This is a genomic window from Mediterraneibacter catenae (assembly GCF_008691045.1).
GTDB classification, from domain to species: domain Bacteria; phylum Bacillota; class Clostridia; order Lachnospirales; family Lachnospiraceae; genus Mediterraneibacter; species Mediterraneibacter ornithocaccae.
Map to the genome: position 1 here is coordinate 1 of NZ_VMSO01000015.1, position 12,815 is coordinate 12,815.

The window sequence follows — 12,815 nt, forward strand, 5'->3', positions numbered from 1 at the left end:
GCCATTGCCGAGTATGCGAAGCATGACCGAGCCGAGTTTGTCCGTGTGGTGCAGGAAGCGCAGTCCAGCCAGCAGACAGCAGAGGTTAAGAAACAGCGGATACGCCTTGCCACCGCAAAGCAGAGAGTGTCCGAGCTGGAAGTCCTGCTCTGTAAAATCTATGAGGACAACATTTTAGGAAAGCTGTCCGACAGCAGATACGCCACTCTGGACGCTCAATACGAAAAGGAACAGTCCGAGCTTACCGCCGAAATCTCTGCTCTGGAAAAGGCTGTCAAGAGCTATGAGAAGCACGAAAAGGACGCTGATCGTTTTATCGCTCTGATTGACAAGTACGAGAACTTCGACAAGCTGACCATTGCCATGCTCAACGAGTTTATCGAGAAAATCCTTGTGCATGAGCGTGACCGCAAAGGCAGTATACAGACCACACAGGAGGTCGAGATTTACTTCAATTTTGTTGGGCGATTCGTTCCCCCGGCGTTTGGAGAAGTGGAGCTGACCCCGGAAGAATTAGAGGAAATCCGCAAGCGTGAGGAACGCAAGGACAGGCTTCATCAGAACTACTTGAAGCGGAAAGCCAGCGGAGCGCAGAAGCGATACGAGGACAAAATCAAGGGGAGAAAAAAAGCAGAAATCGAAGCCAAGAAAGCCGCCATTCGTGCAGAGGACATTGCAAAGGGCGTGTTCGTCCCTGTCAGCAGTTTACCGCAGAGAGAGCCGCAGAAAGGAGCGCAGATAGCATGAATATCACTTACAGGCAGAACGGCGATTATCTTATCCCGAACATCATTATCCGCAAGACCAAGCCCATCGGACACTACGGCAGACTTCGCAAGGCGTATTTAGAAATGCACCGCCCGATACTGTTCAATGAACTGGTGCTATCCGACAAGCTCTTTGAACATTGCGCCGAGATTGAAGAAGCGGCACGAAACCGCATGGAGCTGATCGTGCGGTCACTGGCAGAGCAAAACGGCGTGACCGAGCAACTGAAAGCTGAAAACCAAATGGAATGGGTGCGGCAGATGAACGCTTGCAAGGCGCAGGCAGAGGAAGTTGTGAAAGCAGAGTTGATTTATAATTGAGCGAGGAAGTCCGGGCAGAAAACTGTTCGGACTTTTCTCATATAGTCCAAAGTTGCGGTAGAATTGTTCACAAGTTTTATGGTATAATTTGAATACGAAATTGAGCAACAAATCGGAATTTGAAAGGAGAAAACTCATGTATCCGTTAATATCTGTTTTTATTATAGTAGTTGGTGCGCTACTATTGGTTTTTGCAAATAAAATTATAAAAAATAACAAGGTTAATCGAATTGGCATTAAAGTGGTTGGCGGTATTCTAATTATAGTTGGTTTACTTCTGCTGTATTTTTTATTATCAGGAAAATTGACATTGCCATTATCTAAGTAAGTGAAATTCAAGTTTATTGGGAAGTCGCAGAGAACGAAAAATCGGAATTTTGCGGAGATGATAAGATGGTCAATATAACAGATGTAAAACAGATTCTTCAATTTGCAATAGATGCGGAGATTAAAGTCTTTCTTGATGGCGGCTGGGGTGTAGATGCTCTTCTTGGATATCAGTCAAGAGCCCATAACGATATTGATATTTTTGTAGAAAAGAAAGATTATCAGAACTTTATAGAGATGATGAAAGCTAATGACTTTTATGAGATTAAGATGGAATATACAACATTGAACCATACTGTATGGGAAGATGCGAAAAACAGAATTGTTGATTTGCATTGTTTTGAATATACGGGCGAAGGTGAAATTCTTTATGAGGGGGATTGTTTTCCGATAGAAACTTTTTCGGGCAAAGGAAAAATTGAGGAGATAGAGGTTTCCTGTATTGAACCATATAGTCAAGTAATGTTCCATCTGGGATACGAATTTGATGAGAATGATGTGCATGATGTGAAGTTATTGTGTGAGACATTTCATATCGAAATTCCAAATGAGTATAGATAACTACAAATTTCAGTTTGTCGCACTGATAAAATCCCTTTAGGAACTAAAGGGCGCACTTCTATACTCTCCTATCGGGAGTATCGTGCGTCCTGCGGAGCTTCATTCTCCGTCAGCAGAAGAAAACTGCTTGACCGAGAATGTTGCGTCACTTCGTTCCGTCAAGGTGGCTACACCCCCTTGCGCCGCTAAAGCGGCTATCCCTTGTGGACTTGCCGTCCGCAAACAGCATAAAATGCTGTTCGTCGCCAGCAAGTTTGAAAAACTGAATACCGAAAAACTGACCGTTGACTGGTCGCACTATGCGAAAAGTTGACGGTCTTTTTTTATCCCCAAAATCAAAAAAGGAGGTCAAGCACAATGACAAAACCGAAAACCCTTGAACAGCTCCGAGCCGAAAAGGAACGAGCTGAGACGCAGCTTGCACAGGAGAAGCACAAGCTCAACCGTCTTGAGAACAGAAAGAAATATCTGGAGAAAGGCGAAAGGCAGAAACGCACCCATCGTCTTTGCAATCTGGGCGGCACGATTGAGAGCCTTGCCCCGGAGGTCAAAGATCTCACACGCACCGAAATGACAGAGCTGATGGAGTACATCTTTTCTCTGTCCGAAGTCCAGCGAGCCGTCCGTCACATGGCGATTACCCACATCAAGCAAGCAAACAGAGAAAAGGAGTTGAAAGCCAATGGCGCTATTTCATCTGAGTGTCACACAGACTAAGCGAAGCGCAGGACAGTCCGCTATTGCTTCTGCCGCCTACCGTGCCGGGGAGCGATTGTATAGCGAGTATTACGGAGAGTACAGCGACTACACCCGAAAGGGCGGCGTGATCTGCTCTGACATTCTCCTGCCGTCCCATGCACCGCCCGAATACGCAGACCGCCAGACGCTATGGAACGCCGTGGAAAAAGCCGAGCGTGGAAAGAACGCCCAGCTTGCATACAGCTTTGACATTGCCTTGCAGAATGAATTTTCCCTTGAGGAAAACATCGCTCTTGCAAGGCAATTTTTGTTGGAGAACTTTGTGAGCCGTGGCATGGTGGTTGACTTCGCCGTACACCAGCCAGACCGTGAGGACGGCGGCATACCAAACCCGCATTTTCATGTGCTTTGCCCTATCCGCCCCATCGAGCAGGACGGCAAATGGGGGCTAAAGCAACGCCGGGTGTATGAGCTGGACGAGGACGGCAACCGTATCCGAGACCAGAACGGCGAGTTTGTTTTCAACGCCGTTCCCACTACCGACTGGGGCAGTCCCGAAACGCTGGAATACTGGCGGCAGACATGGGCGGAGCTATGCAATGCCAAGTTTGCGGAAAAGGAGCTTGACGTTCGTATCGACCACCGAAGCTATGAGCGTCAGGGCGTGGAGCTTCTTCCCACCGTTCATGAGGGCGCAACCGTCCGGGCAAAGCACGTCGAGGACACCATAGAGCAGAACGACAACAATTTTGACGGGATTATCAATAACACGCCGCAAACGCCCACCGTCGCAGATTTGGAGCAGCGGGCAAAGGCGGGCGAAGCAATTTCCGTTACCGACCTTGCGAAAGCGGTAAAAGCCGAGAAACGGGAGCAGCCGCAGAAAAAGCCCTCTATTCTGAAAAAGCTGGACGAGTATAAGAAACAGGCGGCGCAGCAGCCGAAAGATAAACAGAAAGAGCATAAAAAGGATTTGGAGGTTTGATAGCATGAATATCTGCTTTACCATAGAGGAAGAAAACATTGTTGCGATCTACGCCGAGGACAGCCGAGAAACAACGCTTGAAAATATCCTTGCCGCCATGCCCTACATGGACGAGGATATGCGTCAGCTTGCCGCCGCAACGGTAAACAAGCTGCAAGCCATGACGGACAGCGAGTTTTCTGAACGGGAGTTTATCTTGACCGACGAGGAATAGTCCATAGAAAACAGGGGCGCGGTTGCCGATTTCCGGCGCCGCGCCCCTGTTCTTTTTTGTCCTTGCGTGGACAATTAGAAAGCCGTTTTTGCGGGTTTGAATATAAAGTATCGTCTACGCCGTTTCCCCGCGCTGGAAGCCGCAGAAATACAGGCGTTTTCAGCCCTTAACATTCCACTTGTTACCCTTGCTTTTCTAAATTAACCGAGCAACAATTTTGAATTTGCATGGGTGATAGTAAAACCCATTTTCTTTAATCCATGTCTTTTCATATTTCTTGGTAGAATGAAACAGTTGGATATGGTATAATAAAAAAGCACATTGTGCTTTTTAGAACTCTAAATTCAATAAATGAGGTGCAAAGGAATGAGGAAACTTCTATGTGCCATTTCGATGGCAGCTTTATTGGTAAGTATGACGGCCTGCAATTCATCGCAGGATAATTTTACGCCTGATTATGAATCGGCGATAGGGGCAATTTTTATAAACAATGAGCAAGAGTTGCCGGAAAATACAAAGGTCTATGCGGATTTTGCAGATAATAGCTACTCATTTGATTTGGACGCTGCTTGCGTATATTATTTCTCTGCCAGTGCAGATGTTGCTTATGCTGGAGATCAGAACTTTACCAGTATGACGTTTGGGGCAAACTTGGACAATGATTCCGTGGGTGCTGAAGGCGCGATAGCATATCTTCCGCAAGAGGAATCCGAAAACTCTGTTACAGCTTACTATCTGTATCATGATGAAGAAGGGGTATATTTTGATACAGAAACTTATTTTGACCGCATGGAAATCACTGATCAATGTGCCATGACAGGAATTGATTATTCCTGCCAAGTTACATTTGAAATTCAACAACCGACAACATCTTTTTCCATGATATATTATGATGAAAACCATTCGGAAATCTCCAAAACAGATTACACCCCAGAGGAAGTTACTGACTATCAAACCTTTGAATTAGGGAGTGAAGTTGGTTCGGTGGAAATCATTTGTTATGACGCTAATGGTTCAGAATTAGAAACAATGACAATTACTCCGGATAATCCCAGTACGGTGATTTGTTTTGATGATGGAGGGCAGATTCTTGCCAGCCGGTATCTCCGCTTTACTTGGGAAAAGTAATCTTGAGTTATCAAGCAGTACCAGTAAGGACAGCCGAGTAAATCGACTGTCCTTTTTATTTATGTTTGGTTTATCGCTCCTGCTCCCGCGCCTTGCTTTGGGACGGGTAAAGAATACTATCGACGTTCTTTTTGACAATGCCGTACTCCTGCATTTGCTTTTTCGCTTGGCGGTAATCCTCATACAATTTGCTTTTCCTGTCGTTTAAGCTGCTATACTCCTTGCGCAGCGCGGCGAGATCGGGCAGCTTCTTTATCTGCATTTCCCGGAGTGCCTTTGCCGCAGCTTCAAACAGGATAATTTCGCTTTCATGCCCCCGCAGATACTTTTCCTTGTCCCGCGACTTCTTGTATTCCTCGTAAATCGGTTTTAACTGTCGGTATGTGGTGGTGTGCTTGATAAGCAGCGACAAATCAGACATACGCTGTTCTACCTCTTTAACCGCCCTTGCCGCCGCGTCATGGGCGGTCATAATATCCGCAATTTTGCTTTCAAGGTCGCTGTAATACTCAATCTTGTTTTCGGTTAGGAAGTTCATGCTTTTAGCAGCCTGTTTCAGATTATGGATTTTCGCCCACCGTTCATAGCCCGCCGACTGTTGGGCTTTGATACTGTTTTCAAGATCGACGACAAGCCGGATTTTCTTATCTTCCCGCAGCGTTTTTGTTTTGGCAACATACACGCCCTTGATACGCTCCTTTATCGCTTCTTCCGTATAGGCCGCGCCGAGCGTCTTTGTGCGGGTAAACCGTTCCTGTCCGGCAGCGCGAAAGGAAATGTATTTGCCCTGTTTGATTTCATACCCCATTTCCTGCAAGCGGCGCAGCAGTTCGTCAAAATCTTTCACTTGGGGAATGAGAGTATCTATCGCCGTTTTCAGCTTTGCTTTGTAGCTTGTCCCTTGCTTTTCGGCGGTGTATTCTGCATAGCTTTTTCCCTTGTCCTGTCCCGGTACGACGACGGATAGCCCATGCTCTTTACATATCCTGTCGCTGGTGCGCCGGATAAAGTGATAGCTTTGCTTGTTGGAATGGTACTTTTTGTAGTCAACGAAGCTAACCGCGTTGAAAATCAAGTGATTATGCAGATGGTCTTTATCGACGTGAGTTGTCAAAACAAACTCATACTTGCCGCCTAATACCGCCCCGGCAAGTTCCATGCCGATTTTGTGCGCTTCTTCCGGTGTGGTTTCTCCCACCGCAAAGGATTGTATCAAGTGCCGCCCTAAATGTGTGCCGCGATCTCCGGCAGCTTCCCGCGTCCATGCAAACTCAATATCGGCGGTTTCCAGCCCGCAGCCGAAAGAGGACGCAAGCAGCTTCCCGTCTGTCTTTTCGGGATTTAAGATATAGTCTATCGCAGCCTTTAAGGTTGATTTAATAGGGTGCGTCTTTGTAACCGCCATATCTCGTCCACCGCCTTTTTAATGTCCTCTATATCCTGCCTGTAAACCGTCCCCGTCGCATTGGCGCGTTTTGCAATTTGGTTGATGTTCCGGCTCACCGCTTGCAGTTCCCGGATATATGCTTTTGTGTCGCTTCGGTCAACGACAAGAATATACCCGTCTATCGCCATTTTACGGAAGTATGCCCCATACTGCTTTATGGGAAGCTGCTTCATCTTCTCGTCGATCAGCCGCTTTTCTTCTTCCGTAACGTAAAACTTCATCTGTATATTTCTCTTTCGGTTTTCCATTTCCGCACCGCCTTTCGGTATAAGGGTTTGGGATTATCCCAACAAGCATTTTCCGCAAACGGGTACTCGTTTGCTGTGCTTGCTATCTACTCCATACCCCCACCGAAAGGCGGTATTTGTTGCGCGTTCCTTTGATTTTGGACGCAAAAAAAGATTGCAGCCGCCATGCGCTGCAATCTCCCGATTTCTCATATTGTGAGGTTAATCCTCTGCTTTTTCGACTTCCGTTATCTCCCTTGCTGTTGCGGTTACAATCCGTATGCCTTTATCGCTCATACCGTCCAGCAGCGCGTCAAGCTGCCGCCGCCCGGTGGATTTCTCCGCATTGCTGTTCGGGAAGAAAAATTGATCTACCGAAATATGATACCGGGTTACAAGGTCATAGAATACCTGTAAACTCGGCTGTTGTCCCTTGTTCTCGATATTCGCAAGGTAGCGCGGGGAAATATATAACTCGTCGCTTACCTTTTTGCGGCTCTCGCCGTATTCATTTCTCGCGGCTTTTATAGCTGCCCCGAAAGCCTTAAAGTCGTACAATGGTACGGGTCTTTTTGCCATTTTCATTCACCCTGTTACATTTTACAGTTCACCTTTCTTTTTGGATATGTCCACACAATTCATATCATTAGGTTAAATACTTCCTGTTGTGTATTGACAGTAGACTGATTTTCTGATAAAATAAAATTTATGTAAAAGGAGGCGGCGTTTATGTTGCATAGCATGCGTATTAGATAAGCATTGAAAAAAAGGATTTTCCCATTTTCAACATGGGCTTTTTTGTCATGCTTATTTTGCGGATGCTATACAAAAAACTAACGACGTATAGATATAGTATAGACATAGTGCAAGCTATGCCTTAGTTTTGTTGTACTGCTCTGTGCATTATAAATGCAGGTCAATGCTCATGTTGAGGATTGACCTGCATTTTTTTGTGTAAAAAGGACGAGTGAAATATAATGCTTAAAAAATATTGGATAAAATGTCCGATTTGTAACGGAAAGACGAGAGTTCAAGTATTTCATAATACTGTATTAAAAGATTTTCCTCTTTTCTGCCCTAAATGCAAATTGACGCATATCATTGATGTAGAAAAATTAGAGATTGTAATCAAAAATACAGAAAAACAAACTTTTATTATTTAGAAGAAAGGATATAAAAATGAAACGTTTACCTAAATATACGCCTGCGGAAGTACGGAATGATCCATACGGATTTACTTACAAAGAAATGTCGGAAGTTATTGGCGAGAATGAAGCAAAAGCCTTATATGAAGAATTATATAAGCAATTACCACGCAAAAAAAATCTATCAATGTTGGTAAAAAATATTTGCAAAAGCAGTGATACTGAAAAGTATGTTTACGAACTGAAAGACAACAAATACATTGAAACGGTTTTTATCAAGCGGCGAGATGGTGGAACTGTTTGCGTGAGCACACAAGTCGGTTGTCCTGTTGGTTGTATTTTTTGTGAGTCCGGGCGAAATGGCTTTGTTCGTAATCTAACATCGTCAGAAATCGTACAACAGATTATATTGTTGCGTCGAAAAGTAAACCGTATCGTTTTTATGGGTATGGGAGAGCCTTTATTCAATTATGACAACTTGATAAAAGCAATCCATATTCTCCGAGATAGATATGGGCTCAACTTTCCAACCGACGGCATTACCATATCAACAGTTGGTCCGGTCGATCAATTAAAAAAATTGCGCGAGGAACATCTTAAAATTCAGTTGACAATATCTTTACACGCAGCAACACAATCTGCAAGAAATCGTATTATTCCTCACATGCGCATATATGCTATTGAAGATGTTGTTAAGCAAGCCTTATCCTATTCTGAAAGGCATAATCGCAAAATTGTCTTTGCGTATTTGCTTTTACCGGGTATAAATGACCGGCCCTCAGATGTAAGACAACTTGCAAAATGGTTTCGGGGCAAAAAAGTTATGATTAACGTGTTACAATACAACCCAACAAGCAATTCAAGAATTAAAGCACCACAGAAACGGGAAATAGTTGCATTCAAACATCAATTAGAGCAAGCAGGACTTGAAGTTACTATGAGAGTTTCTCATGGCAGAGAGATTAACGCGGCTTGTGGACAGTTAGCTAACACATATAATAAATTCAAAAAAAAATGATTAAAAGTGCCAGACGCATAGACGCAGAGCCGATAACGCATTAGGTCAAAAAACCTATGTGTTATCGGCTTTTTTATTTAATATTGCGCAAAAGCCGCTGTTCCCTATTATAGAATGGATTGCGGGTAGTGTATTAAAGTCGCCCTTTTTTAAGGATACGGCGGTATCGGGGAGGTATCGCCGTGTCCATTTTTATTTACTGTAACCCGCCTAATGCTTTGCGGTCAAAAAAAGCTATGCTCCGCAAGCGGGATATTCCGGCTATGAATGTGAACTGTCAATACATTTAGCTACTGCTTACATTTCCTTTGCGCCCGTCCGCGTCTTGCGGACGGGCGCATTTTGCTTTTTTCAACTTTTTTCTGAAAAGCGCACTCAAGAGCCATCTCCCGAACGGGTACGGAGCGAAAGGGGCAGAGAGGACAAGCCCTTAACTCCCGTCCTCTACTCCACGCGGGAAGGAGGTGAACTCTATGGAGCTATCTTCTTCCGACAAGGAAAGAATACAACATCAGTACGACGCATTAGCAAAGAAAACTTTGGTCGGCGAAGCGAAAAGCCACCGCCGCACTCTTGCGAAACGCGCAGCACGCGAAGTTACTTTTTCGGATTTGAGCGAAAGCGAACTCGCGCAGCTTTTCACAACGGACGAATACGAAAGCGATTATTTCCGTTTTCAAGTGTCCGGCTTTGATGTACTCGTCAAAAATGAACTGCTTGCCGAAGCCCTTAACGCTTTGCCCGAAAGGAAACGCGACATTATCCTTTTGTCCTACTTCTTGGATATGAGCGACGCGGAAATTGGCGAACTGCTGAATGTTGTACGCACGACGGTTTTCCGGCACAGGAAATCCGCGCTTGCGAAAATCAAACAGTATTTGGAGGGAAAAGCAGATGATGAATACCGTTAGGAAATCTGAAAATCTGTTGCCGTTCCCTGTCATTTCCGCAGCGGCAAACGGCGACACAACCGCCATGTGCGCGATCTTGAAGCATTACGAGGGTTACATAGCGAAACTTTGTACCCGCACGCTGAAAGACGACGCGGGCAATACCTATTCCTATGTGGACGAGGAAATGCGTAACAGGCTGCAAGTGCGCCTTATTACCCGCACCCTTGCTTTTCATGTAGGATAATCTTTTAGCCCATGCGGGGAGCGTGTCCCCTTTCCACGATTCCCGTTATGGGCTATTTGTCGTTCCGCAAAAGCATATCCGCTGTTGATGTGCTTTTGCAGGCCGACAAAGCCTATTGTAACTTGACAAAGAAAGCGACCTTTGGTGCGCAGCATAACAGGCAACGGGTACATTCCGTCTGTATCGAGCCAGTCGGCGGGTACGCCATGACAGCTTTTCCCCTACGGGGAAAAGTCGAGCGACAACTACCGCGCCGTAAAACAGGTTTAGCAGCTTGTGGGCGACGACATACAAGGCGGCACAATGATACTCCCGCGTTGAACACCCTCAAAGTATTGCGCGGCGCACCCATAAGCATGGGCCGGGGTGAAACTCCCGTGAGGTTGCAGCTAACAACCGCCCGTTTCAGCCTTATTTCTCATATCGTACAAGCCGGAGCGCATATTCTGTACTATGCCGCTAACCGGGAGGGAAAGAAGATGATTACCAAGTTACAACTTCAACAAATGAGAAATGTTGATATTACACAGGTTGACCGCAGCACTTTGGTTGATATTCGTAATATCCATATTGACAGTTCTTTGCCAGCAGCAAAGAAAATGCAAAGCTACTTTGAGCAGATTGTAAATCCATACTGTTTTCTTTGTGGTGATACACCCGTAAGAATACGGTTTGTCGCAGAGGATAGAACGCTAAAGCAATCATTGTGTGATTACTTTTTAAGTCTGAAATAACCGCCGACTTTCCCTAACTCTACGGGTAAAGACCTTGTGATTACGGGGCGAAAATGGTATAATTAACTCGTAATTATAGGGGGAAAGGAGGTATAATGCCCCGCATACGCAAAGACAAAATGGCACGCAGTTATGCAGAGCCGTTTTGGAAAATTGGGCTATACATTCGACTATCCAGAGAGGACGACAACGAGGACGAAAGCGAGAGTGTTATCAACCAAGAAAAGATACTCCGCGACTTTGTAGACAGCTATTTTGAGCCGGGAACCTATGTGATTGTAGACGTGTTTGCCGACGACGGATTGACAGGCACCGACACAGCGCGACCAAACTTCAAACGGCTTGAGGGCTGCATTGTCCGCAAAGAAGTAAACTGCATGATTATCAAATCCCTTGCACGCGGTTTCCGCAACCTTGCCGATCAACAAAAGTTTTTGGAGGAGTTCATACCCATTCACGGCGCAAGGTTTATTTGCACAGGCACGCCATTTATTGACACTTACGCTAACCCCCATTCTGCAAGCGGTCTTGAAGTACCTATTAGGGGAATGTTCAATGAGCAGTTTGCCGCGACCACTTCCGAAGAAATCCGCAAAACATTCAAGATGAAACGGGAGCGCGGCGAGTTCATAGGCGCGTTTGCCCCTTATGGCTACAAGAAAGACCCAAACGACAAAAACAGCTTGATTGTAGATGAAGAAGCAGCGGAAGTTGTCAAAAGCATTTACCATTGGTTTGTCAATGAGGGGTACAGTAAAATGGGGATTGCAAAGCGGCTTAACCAAATGGGAGAGCCGAACCCCGAAGCCTATAAGAAGAAAAAAGGCTTTAAGTATAACAACCCTAATTCCGACAAAAACGATGGTTTGTGGTCTGCCAGCACGATTGCAAGGATATTGCAAAATGAAGTTTATACGGGCGTAATGGTGCAAGGCCGTAACCGCGTAATAAGCTACAAAGTACACAAGCAGATCAACGTCCCCGAAGAAGAATGGTTTGTCGTCCCCAACACACACGAAGCGATTATTGACAGGGAAACATTCGAGAAAGCGCAAGCCCTACATAAGCGCGACACAAGGACAGCCCCCGGCAAACAGGAAGTCTATCTCATGTCCGGCTTTGTCCGTTGCGCGGATTGCAAAAAGGCCATGCGGCGCAAAACCGCCCGTGATATTGCCTACTACTCTTGCCGTAGCTACACCGATAAGAAGATTTGCAGCAAACATTCTATCCGGCAAGACAAGTTGGAAAACGCGGTATTGGCAGCGTTGCAAATGCAAATTGCCCTTGTAGATCGGCTTGCAGAAGAAATTGAACGGATTAACAACGCGCCTGTTATCAACCGGGAAAGCAAGAGATTATCCCATTCCTTGAAACAGGCAGAAAAGCAGCTAAAACAGTACAATGACGCTTCCGACAGCTTGTACCTTGATTGGAAAAGCGGTGAGATTACCAAAGAGGAATATCGCCGCTTGAAAGGCAAGATTGCAGAACAGATACAACAGCTTGAAGCGAACATCTCCTATCTGAAAGAGGAAATGCAGGTAATGGCTGATGGTATCGGAACCGACGACCCGTATCTAACCGCCTTTCTGAAATACAAAAACATTCAGAGCCTTAACCGCGGGATTATGGTTGAACTCGTAAAAGCGGTTTGGGTGCATGAGAACGGGGAAATAACGGTTGACTTCAATTTTGCCGACGAGTACCAGCGAATTATTGATTACATTGAGAATAACCACAACGTTATCCGAGTGATTGAGAACAAGGCAATCTAACGGCTTGCCTACTCAACACAAAGGAAAATCTAATGTTGTGCATAAATACACGGCTCTACTGCTGCCAATGCGCCTGTACCGACAAACTTACCGACAATCACAGCATCCGCCATATTATAAAACTGCTGAAAGACATTGCCGATAAAAATCGGCAGAGTAAAATTAATGATGATCTTCATCGGCTTTCCTGATGTCATATCCTGCTGTACTGTCTTCATGATAAATACCCTTTCTGTTATAAAATCATAGTGGCCCAACAGATAGCTGAACTGTTACGCCAAAGGCAGATTATATAGCAGAAAGGGTATCTTGTAAATACTGTTTTAT

General features: G+C 45.3%; 16 protein-coding genes and 2 pseudogenes. 14 read left to right on the forward strand and 4 right to left on the reverse strand.

The genetic code is table 11. The features are described from left to right. The 8 genes and pseudogenes from FNY66_RS11070 to FNY66_RS11110 all read left to right on the forward strand — a co-directional run. A partial coding sequence (locus tag FNY66_RS11070) for a DUF4368 domain-containing protein (RefSeq protein WP_150311200.1) occupies positions 1-747 on the forward strand: 747 nt, incomplete at its 5' end. Next, a complete protein-coding gene (locus tag FNY66_RS11075) occupies positions 744-1,088 on the forward strand; it encodes a TnpV protein (RefSeq protein ID WP_016147250.1) in 345 nt (114 codons plus the stop codon). The genes FNY66_RS11070 and FNY66_RS11075, both read left to right, overlap by 4 nt. A 136-nt stretch (positions 1,089-1,224) precedes the next feature. Beyond that, a complete protein-coding gene (locus FNY66_RS11080) occupies positions 1,225-1,416 on the forward strand; it encodes a hypothetical protein (protein ID WP_016147249.1) in 192 nt (63 codons plus the stop codon). Positions 1,417-1,481: 65 nt separating this feature from the next. Beyond that, positions 1,482-1,976, forward strand: a complete 495-nt coding sequence (lnu(C), locus tag FNY66_RS11085; RefSeq protein ID WP_016147248.1) for a lincosamide nucleotidyltransferase Lnu(C) — start codon at positions 1,482-1,484, stop codon at positions 1,974-1,976. A 357-nt stretch (positions 1,977-2,333) separates the two neighbouring features. After that, positions 2,334-2,693 carry a DUF3847 domain-containing protein gene (locus FNY66_RS11095; protein WP_016147247.1) on the forward strand — a complete coding sequence of 120 codons (360 nt, stop codon included), beginning with the start codon at positions 2,334-2,336 and terminating at the stop codon, positions 2,691-2,693. Further along, a pseudogene (gene mobQ / locus FNY66_RS11100) lies at positions 2,659-3,384 on the forward strand (MobQ family relaxase); the annotation flags it as partial. The gene FNY66_RS11095 and the pseudogene mobQ, both read left to right, overlap by 35 nt. 280 nt (positions 3,385-3,664) lie before the next feature. Next, positions 3,665-3,874: a transposon-transfer assisting family protein gene (locus tag FNY66_RS11105; protein ID WP_007860197.1), complete on the forward strand. Its 210-nt coding sequence runs from the start codon at positions 3,665-3,667 to the stop codon at positions 3,872-3,874. Between the two features lie 366 nt (positions 3,875-4,240). Beyond that, complete coding sequence (locus tag FNY66_RS11110; RefSeq protein ID WP_007860195.1) at positions 4,241-5,002, forward strand: hypothetical protein; 762 nt, start codon at positions 4,241-4,243, stop codon at positions 5,000-5,002. Between the two features lie 70 nt (positions 5,003-5,072). On the opposite strand, the gene FNY66_RS11115 is transcribed toward FNY66_RS11110, so the two are convergent. The 3 genes from FNY66_RS11115 to FNY66_RS11125 form a co-directional block, all read right to left on the reverse strand. Continuing rightward, the gene (locus tag FNY66_RS11115) at positions 5,073-6,407 is read right to left on the reverse strand and encodes a relaxase/mobilization nuclease domain-containing protein (RefSeq protein WP_007860193.1); all 1,335 of its coding nucleotides are present in this window, start codon (positions 6,405-6,407) and stop codon (positions 5,073-5,075) included. Next, positions 6,368-6,697 (reverse strand): plasmid mobilization protein, encoded by a 330-nt coding sequence (locus FNY66_RS11120; protein WP_002584958.1) that lies wholly within the window; start codon positions 6,695-6,697, stop codon positions 6,368-6,370. The genes FNY66_RS11115 and FNY66_RS11120 overlap by 40 nt, the downstream gene beginning before the upstream one ends. A gap of 201 nt (positions 6,698-6,898) precedes the next feature. Next, entirely contained in the window at positions 6,899-7,255 is a 357-nt protein-coding gene (locus tag FNY66_RS11125; RefSeq protein ID WP_002584957.1) for a helix-turn-helix transcriptional regulator, read from the reverse strand. A 398-nt stretch (positions 7,256-7,653) separates the two neighbouring features. Here FNY66_RS11125 and FNY66_RS11130 point away from each other — a divergent pair, with 398 nt between their 5' ends. The 6 genes from FNY66_RS11130 (at position 7,654) to FNY66_RS11160 (ending at position 12,488) form a co-directional block, all read left to right on the forward strand. Beyond that, positions 7,654-7,839: a cysteine-rich KTR domain-containing protein gene (locus tag FNY66_RS11130; protein ID WP_003431289.1), complete on the forward strand. Its 186-nt coding sequence runs from the start codon at positions 7,654-7,656 to the stop codon at positions 7,837-7,839. A gap of 16 nt (positions 7,840-7,855) precedes the next feature. Then, a complete protein-coding gene (gene rlmN, locus FNY66_RS11135) occupies positions 7,856-8,839 on the forward strand; it encodes a 23S rRNA (adenine(2503)-C(2))-methyltransferase RlmN (RefSeq protein ID WP_002584956.1) in 984 nt (327 codons plus the stop codon). A gap of 473 nt (positions 8,840-9,312) precedes the next feature. Then, a complete protein-coding gene (locus tag FNY66_RS11140) occupies positions 9,313-9,750 on the forward strand; it encodes a sigma-70 family RNA polymerase sigma factor (protein WP_002604474.1) in 438 nt (145 codons plus the stop codon). Continuing rightward, entirely contained in the window at positions 9,734-9,976 is a 243-nt protein-coding gene (locus FNY66_RS11145; protein WP_002604473.1) for a helix-turn-helix domain-containing protein, read from the forward strand. The genes FNY66_RS11140 and FNY66_RS11145 overlap by 17 nt, the downstream gene beginning before the upstream one ends. Before the next feature lie 47 nt (positions 9,977-10,023). Further along, a complete protein-coding gene (locus FNY66_RS15810) occupies positions 10,024-10,710 on the forward strand; it encodes a DUF6870 family protein (protein ID WP_205123935.1) in 687 nt (228 codons plus the stop codon). A 95-nt stretch (positions 10,711-10,805) separates the two neighbouring features. Continuing rightward, positions 10,806-12,488, forward strand: coding sequence for a recombinase family protein (locus FNY66_RS11160; RefSeq protein WP_007860184.1), 1,683 nt, complete (start codon positions 10,806-10,808; stop codon positions 12,486-12,488). A 56-nt stretch (positions 12,489-12,544) separates the two neighbouring features. Here FNY66_RS11160 and FNY66_RS11165 read toward each other — a convergent pair. Next, positions 12,545-12,706 (reverse strand): annotated as a pseudogene (locus FNY66_RS11165) (MATE family efflux transporter); the annotation flags it as partial. Between the last annotated feature and the right edge of the window lie 109 nt (positions 12,707-12,815).